Below are 16714 nucleotides of genomic sequence, written 5' to 3' on the forward strand. Positions count from 1 at the left end.
GGCCCCAAAGGCGCAGCGAAGCCTGGTACGCACGACGAAAGGAGGAGCGGGCGCATCCCGTCCGTCGGCTAAAGCCGGCAGGTTCCCGCGCCCGTCTCTCATGGAAGGTTTGCTGTACGACACGCTGATCGTCGGGGCGGGCCGGCGGGGCTTTCCGCGGCGCTGCACCTGGCCTGGCACGACCGGCGGGTTCTCGTGCTGGACCGACGCACCGGCCCGCTTTTTTTCACCCTGACGCGCCTCGAGAACGTTCCGGGCCTGCCCGGCGTGCGCGGGGTGGAGCTGCAGCGGATCCTTGAGCGGCAGGCCCGCGCCCAGGGGGCTAAGATCCAGCGCGCGAACGTGGTGCGCTGGAGCGTTCGCCCTCGAGACCGATCGGGGGGAGGTGTACCGGGGGAAGACCCTCCTCCTCGCGACCGGCGTGGCCCGGTACCACCCCACCGTGGATGGGGACTGGCGGCCGTGCCTCGCGTATGCCGGGAAGTGCAACGTCTACTACTGCCCCGACTGCAAGGCCCCCGAGATCGAGGGGAAGGCCACCCTGGTGGTCGGGGTGGGTTCGAGCCGCGGCGCGGTCGGTACTGCAAGGCACCTGCTCGCGCACGCTCCCAAGCGGCTCGCGCTGCTTTTGACTGGGGAGCGCGCGCTCGCGGAGCCCCACCAGGAGTGGGCCCAGACCCACGGGGTTCCCGTGTACGCGGGGGAGATCCGTGCGCTTGTGGGGCGCAAGGCCTGCCTCGAGACCAGCGGCGGGCCCTGCGGTGGGGAGCGTACCTGCACGATATTGGGAAGCTCGCGATTCCCGACCGGATCCTGTTAAAGCCTGGCCGCTTGAGCCCGGCGGAACGCCGGGTGATCGAGGCCCACACCCTGCGGGGCGAGGCGATCCTGAAGGGTGTGCCCGGTATGCCGCGCGCCACGCTGTTAATCGTGCGGCACCATCACGAGCGTTGGGACGGGACGGGGTACCCGGACGGGCTGATGGGAGAAGCGATCCCGTTAGGGGCGCGGCTCTTCTCGGTGATTGACGTGTACGACGCGCTGATCAGCCAACGACCCTACAAGCCGGCCTGGCCGGTCGAGCGGGCCCTCGAGGAGATCCGGCGCCAGGCCGGGCGGCAGTTCGACCCGATGGCCGTGGAGGTCTTCCTCGAAGCCCTGAATGAAACGCCCCTATAACGCGAACCCCTGGTAGCGCGCGCCGTGCGGCACGAGCCGCACCCGCCGCCCCGCGGGGGTGGGCTCGAGGCGCACCTCGAGGCTCTCCGGGAACGCCTTGGGCTGTCCCCACTCCACCGCGATCAGGCGGGCCTCCCCCAGGTAGTCCTCGAGCCCCAGGGCGAACAGGTCCTCCAGGTCCGGCAGGCGGTAGGCGTCGATGTGCACCAGGAGGCCTTCAGGGGTGGGGTACTCGTGGATCAGGGTGTAGGTGGGGCTCGTGACCCGACCGCGAAACCCTAGGGCCGCGGCGAGGTGCTGGACGAGGGTGGTCTTCCCCGCCCCTAAGGGGCCCGTGAGCAGCAGAACCGCGCCGTGCGGCAGGCGCTGCACGAGCCGTTTGGCCAGTGTGCGGGTGTCCTCGAGAGTACGCAGGATCATGCGTCCAAAAGCGCTGCGTAACTGCGCTCCACCTGGTGGACGAGCTTGGAGAGCAAGGCTTTCTCGGCGAGGAGGACCAGTTGGCGCGTCTTCAGCGGCACCACGATCAACGCGTGGTCGGGCAGGGTCAGCACGATGAGTTTCGCGGCTGGGGTCCCGATCTCCGCGCCGAGCGCTTGCGCGTCCTCCACGAGCGCTTCGACGAGGGCGGGCTCGAGCCAGGGCGGGCGTTCCCCGGCGAGGACGCGGCCGTTTTCGAGGAGCACCGCGGCGTCCACGCCCCGGATCTGGAACGGTTCGAGCAGGGCAGCGCGGTTCGGCCGTTCCTCCGGCGTGAAGACGGACAGGAGCTGATCCAGGTCCGCGCCTTGCAACTCCTGCGCGACCTGCTGAGCAGCGGTGTACTCGAGCTCGAGCTGCGCTAGGTACCTCTCCGCTTCCTCCAGGGCGCGCTGGAACTCGAGCAGCCCCTTGACGCCCAGCCGGTCCAGGCGGGCGACGCCGCTGTCGAGGAAGTTCAGGAGCACGCCCAGCTGGTGCGCGGTTTCTCCCCCCACGCGCTGGTAGGTGGCGTACGCTTTCCGCAAGTGGTCGTAGCGCCTGCGCAGGGCGGTGCGCAGCTCTTGTTTGCGGCGTTGCAGCTGGGCCAGAGCGTCCCGCAAGGGCGTGAGGTCCGGGATCTCCTCGTCCAGGCGCGCTTTGAGCTCCTGGATGCGCTGAAGGAGAGGTTCGCCCCCCAGCCCTTTGTAGCTTTGCGCAGCAGCTTCGAAGCGGTTCAGGAGTTCGCGCACCTCTTCCTTGCGGGCTTCGAAGGCCTCCGTCAGGTGGCGTTCCAGGGCGGTTAGGTCGGGGAACTCCCCCGCGGCCAGCTGGGCTTCCGCTGCGGTGAAGGGTTCCAGGGGAAGACGGTAGCGCTCGGCCTGAGCGCGCAGCGCTTGGAGGCATTCGTGCACCTGGGCGCGGGCGCGCTGCGCGAGCGCTTCCACCCGCTCGGCCAGCGCCTCGGGCGGGGTGGTCTCTAGCTCGGCGAGGAGGGCGTCGCGCGCCTCGGCGAGCTCGGGTAGGTCCGGCAGGGCTTGCAGCGCGGCTCGAAGGTGCGCGCGCTTCAGTTCAACCCCTTCGCGCTGATGGGAGAGATCGGCGAGCAGCTGGGCCAACGCGTTTTTGAGGTGGGCCAGTTGCGCCTCGTCCACCTCCCCGGCTCGGGTGCGGGCCTCGAGCTGCTCCAGCGCTTCCAGGAAGGCCGTGAGTTCTGGGGTGGGCGCGTCCCGGTAGGGAGCGGTGGCTGCCCGGGCCTCCTCGATGAACGCCCGCTGCGCCTTGAGGCGGGTTTCGCGCTGCGCTTGCGCTTTCTTCTGCGCGTTTAGCTGTGCCTCGAGAGCCGCCACGGCTTGCTCGAGGTCCGGCAACTCCTTGGGAAGCACCCGTGCGTCCAGGCTTTCCTTAACCAGCTCGAGCCGGGTGCGGACCGGTCCGGGGTCCACCCCCGCCGCTTCCAGCGCGCGGAGGCGTTCCGCCAGCCACTCGTACCGGGCGCGCGCCTCAGCCAGGGCCTCTCGGTGTGCCTCCTGGAGGCGGGCTTCGAAGGCCTCCAGCGCGTCGCCCAGGGGTTCACCGGCCTCGAGCTGCGCGGTTAGGGCCGCGTGCTCTTGGCGGAGCTCCTCGCGCTCGAGGAGCAGGGCGTACCGTTCCGCGAGGACCTCGAGGCGTCGTCGGTCCTCGGCGAGGTCGATCTCCTTGATGCGCCCCGCTTGTTCCGGCGTGAGCTGGTCCAGGTCGATCACCAGCTCGAACTCCTCGTCCTCCGCGAGGGAGTCGTCCACCGTGATCAAGCCTTCCTCGTTCTCGTTGGGCGCGGGGGTTTGAATGACCGAGGACTCGACCAGTTTACGCAGCTCGGCGGCCAAGGCACGGGCGCGCTCGACCTCGGCGGGCGCGAGGGTCTCTTGGGCTTGGGCTTCCTGGATCTGATGGATCAGGGCCTCGAGGCGGCGTACCTTGGGGCCGCCCACGGTCTTGACTCGTTCGAAGGCCGCTTCGAGGTCGGAGATGTCCCGGGCCTGGCGCAGGAGCGCTGACTGCAGCTTCTCCTCGAGGATCTCGAGCAGTTCGTGCCCCTCGGTGAGCAGCTCGTGGACGTCGCGCCCTTCGGCGAGCTCGCGCCGGATCAGTTGGACGAGCCCCCGAAGCCGCTGGACCTCGGGCCATTCGAAGTACAGGTTGAACCGTTTCAGGCCGGCCTCCAGCTCGGCTAGGCGCGCTTCGGCCGGGGGGCCTTCCCCCAGGGCGTCCAGGAGGGCTTGCACCTGGCGCTTGGCCTCGGCGGGACTCATCACGCCCTGCAACTCCCGGTACACTACCCGTTTCAGGATCTGGGCGGCCTGGGGGGGCGTGAGGGCTTCCGGGCTGAGCTGCAGGCGCTTTAGTCCTTCTTGCAGCACCGCTTCGGTGCGCGGGCCCAGGAGCGGCTCGAGCTGGGTGCGGAGGGTTTCGTAAATCGACACCGCTTACGCCTCCCAGGCTAGAACTCCTCGTCCCACTCTACGATGGTTTCGCTGGTGAGCGTGGGGTTGGCGGGCGGGGTGGTGAGGGAGGTCGTCGTGGGTTGCGCCCTCCGGTCCTGAATGAGGCCGAACTGCAGCGCGATCCCGCGAAGGCCGGCCGTAGCGAACCCCACCACCAGGAAGATCGTGACGCCCCAGCCGAGCTGCGCCAGGAGGCTTTGCAGCACGGAAAGGTTCGCCAGGATGCCCAGTTGGGGCAGGTCGCCGTAGTCCGCCAGGATGTTGGCCACGTACGTCAGGGCCTCGACCATGGCCGGCAGGAACAAGAAGAGGAAGGCCAACCCCAGGTAACGCCAGTACACGTTGCGTCCCCCGAAGGTCAGCTGCAGCAGGTAGAGCGGGAAGACGGCGAGCACCCCCGCGAGGATGAACAGGATCGCGCGCGGTACCCCGAGCGTCGCGAGCTCGAGCCGCACCACGAAGCTGTGCCAGGGGCCGAGGGTCCCCCCAAACAGCTGCTCCTCGATCTCTTGAAGCTCGCCTAGGGCCACGACCACGTCCGAGGTGCGCAGCCCGACCGCGCCTTTCAGGCGTTCGAGGAGGAGGTCCATGCGCTGGGCCAGCTCGGGGTTGTACACCTCGACCACCGGAGCGAGCTTCGTTTGGTACCGGTTATGGGCGAGGCTTAAGGCGGTCCGGGCTTTTTCGTACTGGCCGGTCTCCACGAAGGTCTGAGCGTTCGCCAGCACCCCGCGCACCTCGTCCACCAGGGCCAGCCACTCGATCGTGCTTTCCAAGCCCATGTCCTGGATAACCTGCGCGACCCGCTCGGCGGTCTGCGGGTCCATCGGGAGGTAGGCGGCTTCCTCGCGCAGGTTCGCGGGCAGGGGTTCCTCGAGAAGCGCCGTGCCCGAGGAGGACGGCGACGCACTCGAACTAGCGGTTTCCGTCGTTCCCGAGGCTTCCGCGGAGGTGCTCGAGGTCGTGGGGGACGCGGCCGGGGAGGCGGCCGCGGTTTCCGGGGCGGGCTCGGAAGCACTCGAGGTCTCCGCAGGGGGTTCGGGGGGAGCGGCCTCCGGTTCTTCCTTCAGCGCTACCGTCACGGCTTCCACCGGTTGGGTGCGCTCGAGGAAGGCGCTGGTGGCCTGGAGCAGGTCGTCGAGGACGGCTTGGAACCCGGTGTCGTCCCCTTGCGCGAGGCGCCCCATCGCGGTGACGAAGGCGCGCGCGGAGAGGTCCGAGGCCCGGGGAGAGTCCTGCACCACCAGGTACAGGCCGTACGCCTTGGAGGTCAGGGCGTACGCGGAGGCGCGGTTTTGCGCTGCGCGCGCGAGCTCAAGGGTTTTGCGCATAGCTTGGGCGTACGCCCGCTCGAACAAGAGGCGAAGCTCCTCCAGATTGCCCGACGCGACCAGCGGAGCCGCTTTTTGCTTGAGGTCCGGGGTGCGCGCCGTCGCTTGGATCACCCGGTCGAGCAACGCCTGCGCGGCCTCGAGGTCACCCGCAGCGACCGCGTTGAAGAACGCGTCGTACAGCGCCTTCCCGAACGCGCCCCGCACCACCCAAAGCCGCGCCTCGAGGTCGGCCTTGCTCTTGCGGGTCACGGCGAGCCGGGCGTCGGTCAGGGCCTGCGCGATGCCCTCGGCCAGTACGGGAGGCAGCGCCTCCGCTTCCGCCCGGAACAAGCTGAGGGCCTCGTCGATGCGTTCTAGGCTCTGCACGGGGTTCGTGTCCAGGAGGCTTTTGGAAGCGTTGAGTTTGGCCGTGACCTGGTCGTACAGCGTTGCCAGCGGTGCCGCCCACGCCCCAGTCAAGAGCAGTATCCCCACGATCCACAGGTATCTCATGGCTGACCTCCTTGGGCCTCGAGGCTGCTTAGGGTGTGTAGGATGCGCCCGAGGTTGGTTTCCGGCCGTCCGATCACCGCGATCAAGGCGTCGCCGAGAGGGCGAAGCACGAGCTGTCCTTCCGCGAACACGGCGTAGAACGCCTGGTAGGGTTGTTGACGCGAAAGGAGGCGGTGGCTGATCTCGAGGAGCTGCACCAGCTCCTCGGCGCGGTCGGGAAGGCGCACCTCCTGGTAGGTGGGGCCGTGAATCACCACGCCCGTCACGCCCTCTTCGCGCGCCAACTCCTGCGCGAGCGCGGCGCGTGCCTCGGGATGGGTCAGGTCCACCTTGCGCGCGGGTAGGTTGGGGGAGGGGGAGGGGTCCGTCTCCAGGGGCGGCGCTGCGTCCTCTGCGGGGGTCATGGCGTGCAGCAGACGCACAACGCGCCGCAGCTCGCTGGGCAGGCTGGGGATGGGGATGATCGCCTGCAGGTTCTGGAAGAGCGCTCCCTCCACCAGGGCCGCCCAGTCCCTGGGGGAGAGCGTTTCGGCGGCGCGCCCGTCCTGCGTGAGCGTGCGTTGCAGCAGGTTGCGGGCCGCGGGTTCGGATACGTAATGGCTGAGCGCCTCGATAATCAACCGCTGAGCTTCCCTCATACCCCTCCTTAGCTCGCCATTATATTGGGGCTTTCATAGAAACTTGGCGCAGGAGACCGTCGGCTTTAGCCGACGGAGGAATGCGCCTTTACCCCCTTCCACATGATGTACTATACTATCTTTGTGCAGACCCTCACGGTGCGTTGCACCCTGAAGCCCGCCCCTGAACAGGCCGAGGCCCTGGAGGCCACGGTCCAGCGTTTCGCCGAAGGGTGCAACCACGCCTTGCGGGTCGCCAAGCGCACGGGCGCCTTTCGCCGCTTTGCGCTGCACCGCCTGGTCTACCGGGACCTCCGGGCGATGGGCCTCGCCGCCAACCTCGCCGTCCAGGCCATCGCCCGGGTGGCGAGGCGCAAGGGAGAGCGGGCCAAGCACTACCAGCCCACCTCCGTGGCCTACGACCAGCGCACCCTCTCCCTCCGCCTGGCCGACGAGACCGTCTCCCTGACCACGGTCAAAGGCCGGCTTCGCATCCCCCTCAAGCTCGGCAACTACCAGCGCCACCTCCTGCGCAAAGCCAAGAGCGTCCAGGGGGGCGTCCTTACGAAGGGCCCCAAGGGGAAGTGGTACATCCACCTCACCCTGCGGGTGGATGATCCGGAGGTTCCCGAGGGCAGCAGCAGAGGGGGCAGGATCGTAGGGGTAGACCTTGGCCAGAAAGCTTTGGCTACGCTTCCCACAGGGGAGCTGTTCTCTGGTGGCTTCCTGAAATCCAAGCGCTTGCACTATCTCCGGAAGCGGGCCGAGGTCCGGAGTAAACTGGACCGCCCTTCCGAACGCACCAGGGGCGTGAAGCGACTTTGGGCACGGCTTTCCGGGAGGGAGGCCCGCTTCGTAAATAGCGCCCTGCACGCCCTCACCCGGCGCATCGTGGACTTGCTGGAACCCGGCGATGTGCTGGCCTTGGAAGACCTCAAGGGCCTGAGAAGCCGCACTACGCAAAGGGGGAAGAGGGCGCGCCACCTCCAAAACCTCTGGCCCTACGCCCGCTTCTGCTTCTTCCTGGAGTACAAGGCCCGGCTTAAGGGGGTGCGAGTGGTCTACGTGGACCCCAGGCACACCAGCCGGGAATGCCCGCGCTGCGGTCACGTTTCCAAGGTAAACCGCCGAAGCCAAGCCCTTTTCCGCTGCGAGGCTTGCGGGTTCCAGCACAACGCGGACTGGGTGGCGAGCGTGAACATCGCCCGGAGGGCGCTGGCCCAAGGAGCGGGCTCCGCGGGCCCGGGCCACAGTCAGCTGGCCCTGGTGCTGGGGCATCGCCTTAAGCATCTTCACCTCCCGGCAAGCTGACGGCTTTAGCCGTCAGTAGCTGACTATATGCGGTGCGCGGGGTCCGCTTGCCCCTCGACCCAGACGCTGCCGTCCTCGAGCACCTCCTTCTTCCACACCGGGAGGATCAGCTTGACGCGATCGATGGCGTACCGCACGGCGTCGAACGCCTCCGGGCGGTGCGGAGCGGAGGCGATGATCGCGATGGAGGCCTCGCCCGGCAGCACCCGGCCCACCCGGTGCCAGATCGCGATCTTGCCCAGGGGCCAGCGGGCACGCATCTCCGCGATGATCTGCCCGAGCACCCGCTCGGCCATGCCCGAGTACGCCTCGTACTCCAGGTACCGTACCGTACGGCCTTGGTTGGGGCTGCGGGTGGTGCCTAGGAAGGTCACGACCGCGCCGTACGGGGGCTCGGTCGCCCAGCGCACCCAGCGATCGGTATCGATCGGGGCCTCGGTCAATCCGTACGCGTCCATGGGCTCGCCCCCCCCGGAGACGGGTGGCAGAAAGGCCAGTTCGTCCCCCTCCCGAAGGGGGGTGGTGCCGGACGCGAACTCCTGGTTGACCGCGACCATACCGCCCTCCAGGCTCAGGCCTGGGTATTGGGCTTCCAAAGCGGTTTTCGCCTGGCGGACCGTAGCCCCTTCGGGGAGGTCCAGCTCGAGGTGAGCGCGGCCTACCCGTTCGCGGTACACCGCGAAAAGCCGAACGTTAACTCGCATAGGACTCCTTTCCGGAAAGGGCTTGGCTGAGACTATATGCGACGGAGAGGGCCTCCTTGTACCGCATGCGCATCGGGCCGACCAGGGTCAGCTCGCCGCGCAGGCTGCCCTCGGCGAACCCCGCTTGCACCAGGGCGAGCCCTTCGATCTCCCCCACCCGGACGTTCACCCCGCCCGGCGGGGTCAGGGGATCTTCCGGGGGGAACTCCAACGCGCTCAAGGCGCAGCGGACGAACGCTGGGTCCTCGGCCTCGGGCTCGGAAAGCATCGCGCCGGTTCCCTCCCGGTACCGCTCGGTCCAGGTGGGTGTGAACGCCTGGCGCAGCGCGGCGAGCAGGGAGTCGAGCTGCGGGGAAGGCGCGGTGATGCGGCCCAACTGGCTCAAGGGGAACGGGCCCCGCAGCAACGCCTCGGCCTGGCTGAGCAGCGCGTCGCTGGGAGGGAAGCCCAGCTGCACCAGCCCCTCCTGCACGCGCCCGCCCTCGAGGACCGCGACGGCGAGGACGCGCCGCCCGTCGAGGGCTGAGAGGTGCACCTGGAGCACCTGCGGGTCGCGGCTTTCCGCGAGCCTGAGCAAAGCCGCATACCCGGAGAGGCTCGAGGCCATCTGCACCGCGAGGCGCGGCCAGGTGTGGCCCGCGCGTTCGAGGACCTTGTGAAGGCGTTCGACGGTGCTTTGGGGCAGGGGGGTGGGGGGGAGGAGGGAGAGGGCGTAGTGCTGGTACCCGAGCCGTGTGGGGATGCGTCCGGCGGAGGCGTGGGGTTTGGCGACGAGCCCGGAGGCCTCGAGGTCGAGGAGGTCGTAGCGTGCGGTGGCTGGGCTGACCCCGATGCGGTCGGCCAATAGGCTGGACGGAACGGGACGCCGGGTGTGAATATACTCCTCCACCAGCAAACGAAGCAGTTGGCGCTGCCGTTCCGTCATCTCTTCTTATTTTAAATGCCGGTCTGGGGGTGCGTTCAGGGAAGCTTTTCGTACCGGGTGGCGCTGCCGCGACCGACGCGCCGTACACGCCCTTCTTGGATCAGTTGTCGCAGCAGGCGCAGCGCCTGACGGGGAGTGGTCTGGGTGAGGGCCTCCACCTGCCGGCGGGTGAGCGGGCCGTGCTCGAGGGCTTGCAGGACCCGCTCGCGCGCGCTGTTCCCGGGAAGCGCAAGCCGGTAGTGCCGCCCTTCGCGTTGGATGAGGCCCGCGCCTTCCATCTGGTGGAGGAGCCGCCGGGCCTGTGTTTTGGGGAGTTGCAGGGTGGCGGCGAGGGCCTCGAGGTCGGAGCGCCCTTCGCGCTTGAGGTGCCCCAGCACGATCAGGTAGTCCAGGGTGAACGTCCCCTGTTTTTCCTGGGCCTCCGCCACCCAGCGCACGAATCCCTCGTCGAACTCGGGGTTGCGGATCACGAGGGTTAGGGCGTCCGAGTAGGTGAGGTACACGGGGGGTTCTTTGCCGTACTTGATCAGGAGGCGGTACATCTTATCCACGCCCACGCCGGCCCGCTCGATGTACCCGAGCTTGGCGAGGGCCTCCGCGAGGCGCGGGTTGCGGCGTTTCGGGGGGTGCCGGAGGATGTTGTCCGGCGTGATGCCGTGCGGGAACGAGCCGGGGTTGGAGATCTCGAGGCGGTTCTTGTGGTGGTGGATCTGGACCGCGTCGTGCACCCGCCAGTCCCGGTGCACGAGGGCGTTCAGGATGGCTTCGCGGTAGACCTCGGCGTCGAAGTCCCAGACCTCGAGGCGGAACAGCCCGACGGTCAGGGGGTGGAAGCTGTTTCGGGCTTGGATGAGGTCCTTGAGCCGCTCTAGGGCGGCAGGGATGGGTTTGAGGATGTCCTCCCGGAAGGCGTAATCGACGTCGTCGGTTTCGTGGTAGTAGTAGGAGATCTCCGCTTGGGGGAGGTGCCGTTTGAGGGCGAGGGGGGTGCCGGCGAGGAGAAGGCCGGCGAGGTTGGGCTTGACCTCGTTCTCTTGGCGTTCGAGGAGGCCGAGCGCGTGGAGGAGGTCCAGATCGGGGAGGGCGGCGAGGTCGCTGCGGCGATCCTCGAGGATGCGGCGAATGCGGAGGACCTCGACGGGGTCCAGGTCGGAGAGGCTCGCGGTGGGGGGGACGGTCGCGGTGTAGTCGGGCTCCGCAGGGAGCGCTTCGCCCGTGGGTTTTTCGCGGAGCACCTTCCCGTCCCAGAAGGGAGCGTTTCCGGGCCCGATGGCGATGACCGTGGGGCTTTGGGGGATGGTAAGCACCAGCACGCTGCCCTCTGGGGTCTCGATGGGTTCGACGTGGGGGATGAGCGTGCCTGCGGAGAGTTCGAAGAGGGCGTGGGTGATCTGCAGGGGGTGGATCCCGGCCGCGCCTTGGATGCGTCCTTCCGGGGTGACGCCGAGCAGGATGCGCCCGCCCTGGTTGTTGGCGAGGCCGGCGGCGTAACGCGCGAGATCCTCGGGGGTGAGGTCGGTGGTGAGGAAGAGCGTGCGTGCGTTCTGTCCTTGTTGGATAAGCCCGTAGATCGCCTCGGCCGTCACGAGCTTAAGTTTAGCGCAGCCCGGCCGAAGGGTTTTGTGCAGAATGTAATGTATTCTTGTGACATTTGGCAAATTTTTCGTGACAGAATTCAGTAAAAATGAGCTTTAATTGCAGATTGTAATCCACTTTCTGGATAATTGACCATAAATCTATTGACAATATGCACACGAGATGCTACCCTGTGGGCATCTTCGAGGGGAGGGGATCATGACGCAGCGGAGCAGGTACCTGGGGGTTGCAGTAGGGCTTGGGGGGGTGGCCTTCGCGCAGGAGGCCGGGGTGGACCCGGCGACCACGGCCTGGATGCTGATCTCCACCGCGCTGGTCCTCCTCATGACCCCCGGCCTCGCCTTCTTCTACGGCGGGCTGGTGCGCGCCAAGAACGTGTTGAACACCATGATGATGAGCTTCGCCGCCCTGGGGGCCGTCGGGATGAGCTGGGTGCTCGTAGGCTACAGCCTGGCCTACGACACGGGCAGCGCCTTTATCGGGGGGTTCGGCCACCTCCTCCTCAGGGGCCTCGGCCTCGAGGGGGAGGGCATCCCGCCACTGCTCGACGTGGCCTTCCAAGGCACCTTCGCCATCATCGCCGCCGCCCTCATCTCCGGGGGAATCGTGGAACGCATGCGTTTTGGAGCGTACCTGGCCTTCATCACGCTGTGGTCCCTCACCGTTTACGCGCCGCTCGCCCACTGGGTGTGGGGGGGTGGCTGGCTCGCCGAGGCGCTGGATTTCGCGGGCGGTACCGTGGTGCACATCAACGCCGGGGTTGCCGCGCTCGTCGCGGCGCTCGTGGTGGGCCCACGTAAGGACCACGGTCGCCAGGCGATCCTGCCGCATAACGTGCCCTTCGTGCTGCTCGGCGCGGCCCTGCTCTGGTTTGGGTGGTTCGGATTCAACGGCGGCAGCGCCTACGCTGCCGACGGCACGGCCGCGCTAGCCTTCACAAACACCTTCCTCGCCCCTGCGGCCACGCTCGTGGTGTGGGGGGCGCTGGATGGATGGCGCGCCGGAAGGATCACCGCGGTCGGCGCGGCCACCGCGATCGTGGTGGGTCTCGTTGCCGTCACCCCCGCCGCAGGGTTCGTCGGGCCACTCGGCGCGCTGTGGATCGGAGCGCTCGCCGCCTTCCCCAGCTACTTGTTCATCCTGTGGCGAGCCCGCTCGCGGATGGACGATGCCCTCGACGTCTTCGGTACCCACGGCTTGGGAGGGATCACCGGCGCGTTATTGACGGGGGTCCTTGCCTCGGCGGAGTGGGGGGGCACCCCAGGGCTTCTGGAAGGCAACGCGGCCCAGCTTTGGCTTCAGGCACAGGCGGTGCTGTACGCCGTAGGGTACAGCGCAGCGGCGACCTTTGTGCTTTTGCGGCTGGTCGGGGCATTCACACCGTTGCGCGCGAGCGCTAAGGAAGAGGGCGTGGGCCTCGATGTGAACGCGCACGGCGAGGAAGCCTACACCACGGGAGAAGGCGCGGTTCTACTCCTGGACGTCGAAGGGCAGCCCCAGCGCCTGTCGGCGGGAGGACGGGCATGAAACTCATCGTGGCGGTCATCCGGCCGGAGAAGCTCAACGACGTACTGGAGGCCTTGTTCAAAGCGGAGGTGCGCGGCCTCACGGTGAGCCGCGTTCAAGGCCACGGCGGCGAAACCGAACGCGTCGAGACCTACCGCGGCACCACCGTCAAGATGGAACTCCACGAAAAGGTCCGCCTGGAGATCGCGGTCTCCGAGGCTTTCGTTGAGCCCACCGTCGAGGCCATCCTGCGCGCGGGCCGCACCGGCGAGGTAGGGGACGGGAAGGTCTTCGTGCTGCCCCTGGAGCGCGTCTACCGCATCCGCACCGGGGAGACGGACGCCGCGGCCGTCACCCCGATCGCGTGAGTTACGCGCCCCCCAGGACCTCCGCCTCCGGCAAGGGGCGGGCCTGCCCCCGCCAAAACGCCGCGCCGCCCGCCGCCCGCCGGTCCCAAACAAGCTCCACTCGGTTCCCGTCGGGGTCCTCGAGCACCAGCACCCAGGCGAACCCGCGGTCCTCCGCGCGAAACGGCGCGCCCTCCAGCTTCAAGAAGCGGTACGCCTCCTGAAAGGCCTCCCGGCCCTCGAGGGCGAACCCCAGGCGCACGCCGGTGGTGGGCGTGGCAGCCTCCTCGAGGGCGAGCTCGTAAGGGTAGGGGCTGCTGCTGGAGACGAGCAAGGCCGTATGGGCCCAGCGCTCGGTGAGCTGCAGGTCCAAAAACCGCGTGTAGAACGTTACGCTGCGCTCGAGGTTCCGGACCTTGAGGTGCGCGTGGGAAAGTCGCGTCGCGTACATCCCCGCCATTATGGCAGACCGCGCCCCGGCCTTTGCAGGGGCGCGCGTCGGGGGTGTCCAGTCCAGGGGGGTGGGGGCGCACCCCTAGCCCCGCGGTGGCGTCAGACCCCTCCTTTCATCAGCGAGGGCAGCCAGAGGCTGAGCTGCGGGAAGAGGATCAGGGCCACCAGCACCAGGAAGAGCACGGCGTAAAACGGCAGCACCCCCCGCACCACCTCGGCCAGGGGGGCCTTGGTGATCCCGGAGATAACGAAGAGGTTCAGGCCGACCGGGGGGGTGATCATCGCGAGCTCCATGGAGATGGTCATGACGACCGCGAAGTGGATCAGGTTAATGCCCACCGCCTCCAGGATGGGTTGCAGCACGGGCAGGGTGATCAGGATGATGGAGACGGCCTCGAGGAACATCCCCAGGAGGATGAAGAGCACCGAGGTGACGAGGAAGACCTCCATGCGCCCGAGCCCGTGATCGACGATCCACTGGGCGGCGAGGGCGGGGATCTGCTTGTTGGTCATGTACAGGGAGAAGAGCATCGCCGCGGAGACGATAAGGTAGATCATCGCCGTGATCGCGGTCGACTCCCGGAGCATCCTCACCCAGTCGGCGAGCGAGGCCTCGCGGTAGATGAGGAGCGAGACCAGGATCGCGTAGACCAGGGCGATCACCGAGGACTCGGTGGGGGTGGCGATGCCGGTGTAGATCGTGCCCATGATCAAAAGCGGCAGGAAGATGCCGGGCAGGGCCCACCAGAGCGTCCTCCAGCGCTCGGCCCAGCTCGCTTTGGGCAGGCGGCCGTAACCCTGCCGCTGCGCGTACCAGATGGCGAAGGCGATCAGCGCGCCGCCGAGCAGAAGGCCGGGGAGGATTCCCGCGATGAAGAGCTTGCCGATCGACTGTTCGGTGGTGATGCCGTAGATGATCATGGTCACGCTGGGCGGGATCAGGATACCGAGCGTGCCCGAGGTGGCGACTAGCCCCATGGCGTAACGCTTGTCGTAGCCGTTTTGGATCATCGCAGGGATCGTGACCGCGCCGATCGCCGCCGCGGTGGCCGGGGAGGACCCGGAGATCGCGGCGAAGATCATCGAGGCCACGACGACCACGACGCTCAACCCGCCCGGGACGTGGCCCACCCAGGCGCGCACAAAGTCCACCAGGTAGCGGGCGATGCCGCCGTGGGCCATCACCACGCCGGTGAAGACGAAGCCGGGGATGGCGAGCAGCGCAAAGGAGTTGATGCCCTCGAACATTCTGGAGGGCACCTGGAGGATGTTAAAGCCCGGCTCCAACGCGAAAGCGATCAGGCTCGAGAGCGCGAGCGAGACGCCGATCGGCACCCGCAGCAGGAGGAAGAGGAGGAAAAGGCCGAAGAGGACCACCATGCTAAGGCCGACGCTCATACGCCGGTCACCTCCTCGTGGACCTGGGTGCGGCCCGTCCAGAGGTCCAGAAAGTTACGAGCGAACTGAAGCGCGAACACCCCGAACCCCAGGGGGATGATGAGCTGCAACAGCCACTCGGGGAGGTCGGTGTAGATGGATCGCAACCCTATCTTCCGTAAAAACGCGACGTAATGCCCTCCGGCCACGGCGATGAAACTGGTGAACGCCACCCCGATCAGGCTGGCGAGGAGGGCCAGCACCCGTTTACCGCGGGGCGGCAGGGCGCTGAAAAGCAGGTCCACGGTGATGTGCCGCCCCTCGCGCAGGGCCACCGAGAAGCCGAACATCGCGCCCCAAGCGACGAAGATACGGGCGAACTCGTCAGCCCAGCCGGGAGGGTTGTTGAACACGTAACGCATCACCACGCTCACGAACACCACCAGCAGCCCGGCAACCAGGAACAGGCCCGCGAGCACATCCTCGATGACCGCGAGGGCGCGCCGCACCCCCGCCGCGCCCCCCGCCGTCCAAGCCAGCACCAGCGCGATCAGCGCGAACACAAGGGATTGCCAGACCAAGGTGCCAAACGTGACCATCGAAGCCTCCCTAAAACCAAGGCCGGGGACCTGCCGCCCCCGGCCTTGCACCGGGCCAACGGCTACCTAAGCGCCTTGATGGCGTTGATCAGATCCCAGCCGATCTTCGAGCCCCACTCCTCGTAAACCGGTTCCATCGCCGCCTCCATCGCGGCGCGGTCCTCGGGGGTGAGCTCGATGACCTCCATCAGCTCGCTGAGCTGCGCCAAGGCGTCCTGGTTCAGCTTCTCCGCCTCGTTAAAGGCCACCTCGTTGGCGTAGGCGATGCCGTCGAGGAAGATCTGCTTTTCTTCAGGGGAGAGGCTGTTAAGGAAGATCTTGTTGGTGAGGACCACGTAGTCGAGGCGGTGGTGGCGGGTGAGGGAGAGGTACTTTTGCACCTCGTAGTAGCGCTGGGTGTAGATGTTGGAGAGGGTGTTCTCCTGGCCGTCAACCACACCCTGCTGCAGCGCCTGATAGACCTCGGAGAACGCCATGGGGGCTGCGGTGGCGCCCAGCGCCTGCATCATGGCCTCGAGCACGCCCGAGGTCTGGGTGCGGAACTTGAGGCCCTTGAAGTCCTCGGGGCGGCGGAGCGGCTGATTGGCGGTGAAGTGCACGAAACCGTTCGGCCAAAAGCCCAGCCCCACCAGGCCGACTTTTTCGAGGCTGTTGAGGAGGTTCTGGGCCGCCTCGGACTGGGTGAAGCGCTTGAAGTGCTCGGCGTCCTTAAAGAGGTAGGGCAAGTCCACGAACTGGAAGGCGGGGTTGTACCCCTTGAGCTTGGTGGCCGAGGGCACGAGGAGCTGGATGTTGTTAAAGATCAGGGCGTTCAGCCCTTCGGCGTTGTCCTTGTAGAGCTGGCTCGAGGGGTACAGCTCGACCTTCATGGAGCCGCCGGATTTTTCCTCGACGTACTGCTTGAAGGCTTGGGCGGCCTTGCCCTTGGGGGTGTTTAGGGTGGTGACGAACGAGAATTTAATCACGACCGGACTTGCGGCCAGCCCCAAAGAGGCCCCAAGGATGAGGGTAAGGCCCAAGATTAGGTTTAGTCCTCTTTTCATAATTACACCTCCTTTGCTAACGGAGGTATTTTACCCATGCGGGGTGCGTGGGACAAGGGTATATTGCCTGACCTGCTAAGGGTGGAGGCCCCCGGCTTCTGGGAGGGCAGCGGCCGGCAGCTCCGGGAGGGTTTTCGTTGACAGGAACGGGAGGGTTCCGTATAATCGGCTGGGCTTACGGGATGGGCCGTTAGCTCAGTTGGTAGAGCAACCGACTTTTAATCGGTTGGTCGGGGGTTCGAGTCCCTCACGGCCCACCACGAAGCCCCTAGCCCCCACGCGCTGC

16 protein-coding genes and 1 tRNA gene are annotated in these 16714 nt (G+C 67.3%); 6 read left to right on the top strand and 11 right to left on the bottom strand.

The window, feature by feature from the left end:
* The first annotated feature begins 385 nt into the window (after window positions 1-385).
* Both MARKY_RS12025 and MARKY_RS12030 read left to right on the top strand, forming a co-directional pair.
* The gene (locus MARKY_RS12025) at window positions 386-820 is read left to right on the top strand and encodes an NAD(P)/FAD-dependent oxidoreductase (protein WP_052297140.1); all 435 of its coding nucleotides are present in this window, start codon (window positions 386-388) and stop codon (window positions 818-820) included.
* A complete protein-coding gene (locus MARKY_RS12030) occupies window positions 757-1179 on the top strand; it encodes an HD-GYP domain-containing protein (RefSeq protein WP_342626876.1) in 423 nt (140 codons plus the stop codon). The genes MARKY_RS12025 and MARKY_RS12030 overlap by 64 nt, the downstream gene beginning before the upstream one ends.
* On the opposite strand, the gene tsaE is transcribed toward MARKY_RS12030, so the two are convergent.
* From tsaE to MARKY_RS01555, 4 genes are read right to left on the bottom strand one after another with little or no spacing between them, the layout of a single operon-like run.
* Window positions 1174-1599, bottom strand: coding sequence for a tRNA (adenosine(37)-N6)-threonylcarbamoyltransferase complex ATPase subunit type 1 TsaE (gene tsaE / locus MARKY_RS01540; protein ID WP_013703112.1), 426 nt, complete (start codon window positions 1597-1599; stop codon window positions 1174-1176). The genes MARKY_RS12030 and tsaE overlap by 6 nt on opposite strands.
* Complete coding sequence (locus tag MARKY_RS01545) at window positions 1596-4103, bottom strand: coiled-coil domain-containing protein (protein WP_013703113.1); 2508 nt, start codon at window positions 4101-4103, stop codon at window positions 1596-1598. Before MARKY_RS01545 ends, tsaE begins: the two co-directional genes overlap by 4 nt.
* A gap of 17 nt (window positions 4104-4120) precedes the next feature.
* Window positions 4121-5950 (bottom strand): hypothetical protein, encoded by a 1830-nt coding sequence (locus tag MARKY_RS01550; protein ID WP_013703114.1) that lies wholly within the window; start codon window positions 5948-5950, stop codon window positions 4121-4123.
* Complete coding sequence (locus tag MARKY_RS01555) at window positions 5947-6588, bottom strand: hypothetical protein (protein WP_013703115.1); 642 nt, start codon at window positions 6586-6588, stop codon at window positions 5947-5949. Before MARKY_RS01555 ends, MARKY_RS01550 begins: the two co-directional genes overlap by 4 nt.
* 102 nt (window positions 6589-6690) lie before the next feature.
* Here MARKY_RS01555 and MARKY_RS01560 point away from each other — a divergent pair, with 102 nt between their 5' ends.
* Window positions 6691-7878, top strand: a complete 1188-nt coding sequence (locus MARKY_RS01560) for an RNA-guided endonuclease InsQ/TnpB family protein (protein ID WP_013703116.1) — start codon at window positions 6691-6693, stop codon at window positions 7876-7878.
* Window positions 7879-7901: 23 nt separating this feature from the next.
* Here MARKY_RS01560 and moaD read toward each other — a convergent pair whose 3' ends face one another.
* The 3 genes from moaD to MARKY_RS01575 are packed head-to-tail and all read right to left on the bottom strand — an operon-like array spanning window position 7902 to window position 11093.
* Window positions 7902-8582 carry a molybdopterin converting factor subunit 1 gene (gene moaD, locus MARKY_RS01565; protein ID WP_013703117.1) on the bottom strand — a complete coding sequence of 227 codons (681 nt, stop codon included), beginning with the start codon at window positions 8580-8582 and terminating at the stop codon, window positions 7902-7904.
* Complete coding sequence (locus MARKY_RS01570) at window positions 8572-9507, bottom strand: HTH domain-containing protein (protein ID WP_013703118.1); 936 nt, start codon at window positions 9505-9507, stop codon at window positions 8572-8574. The genes moaD and MARKY_RS01570 overlap by 11 nt, the downstream gene beginning before the upstream one ends.
* A gap of 35 nt (window positions 9508-9542) precedes the next feature.
* Window positions 9543-11093: an ATP-binding protein gene (locus MARKY_RS01575; protein ID WP_013703119.1), complete on the bottom strand. Its 1551-nt coding sequence runs from the start codon at window positions 11091-11093 to the stop codon at window positions 9543-9545.
* A 208-nt stretch (window positions 11094-11301) separates the two neighbouring features.
* On the opposite strand from MARKY_RS01575, the gene MARKY_RS01580 reads away from it, so the two are divergent.
* Window positions 11302-12630, top strand: coding sequence for an ammonium transporter (locus MARKY_RS01580; RefSeq protein WP_013703120.1), 1329 nt, complete (start codon window positions 11302-11304; stop codon window positions 12628-12630).
* Window positions 12627-12977 (top strand): P-II family nitrogen regulator, encoded by a 351-nt coding sequence (locus MARKY_RS01585; RefSeq protein WP_013703121.1) that lies wholly within the window; start codon window positions 12627-12629, stop codon window positions 12975-12977. The genes MARKY_RS01580 and MARKY_RS01585 overlap by 4 nt, the downstream gene beginning before the upstream one ends.
* Window position 12978: 1 nt before the next feature.
* On the opposite strand, the gene MARKY_RS01590 is transcribed toward MARKY_RS01585, so the two are convergent.
* From MARKY_RS01590 to MARKY_RS01605, 4 genes are all read right to left on the bottom strand, one after another.
* Window positions 12979-13407, bottom strand: coding sequence for a VOC family protein (locus MARKY_RS01590; RefSeq protein ID WP_041657760.1), 429 nt, complete (start codon window positions 13405-13407; stop codon window positions 12979-12981).
* Window positions 13408-13508: 101 nt separating this feature from the next.
* Entirely contained in the window at window positions 13509-14807 is a 1299-nt protein-coding gene (locus MARKY_RS01595; RefSeq protein WP_013703123.1) for a TRAP transporter large permease, read from the bottom strand.
* On the bottom strand, window positions 14804-15385 hold the full coding sequence (locus MARKY_RS01600) for a TRAP transporter small permease (protein ID WP_013703124.1): 582 nt from the start codon (window positions 15383-15385) through the stop codon (window positions 14804-14806). Before MARKY_RS01600 ends, MARKY_RS01595 begins: the two co-directional genes overlap by 4 nt.
* A 62-nt stretch (window positions 15386-15447) precedes the next feature.
* Window positions 15448-16350, bottom strand: coding sequence for a TRAP transporter substrate-binding protein (locus MARKY_RS01605; RefSeq protein WP_245526783.1), 903 nt, complete (start codon window positions 16348-16350; stop codon window positions 15448-15450).
* 262 nt (window positions 16351-16612) lie between these two features.
* Between MARKY_RS01605 and MARKY_RS01610 the strand changes: the two genes are divergently transcribed.
* A tRNA-Lys gene (locus MARKY_RS01610) sits at window positions 16613-16688 on the top strand.
* The last annotated feature ends 26 nt before the right edge of the window (window positions 16689-16714 follow it).

Origin of the sequence: Marinithermus hydrothermalis DSM 14884 (assembly GCF_000195335.1) — a bacterium.
In the GTDB taxonomy this organism is placed as follows: Bacteria; Deinococcota; Deinococci; order Deinococcales; family Marinithermaceae; genus Marinithermus; species Marinithermus hydrothermalis.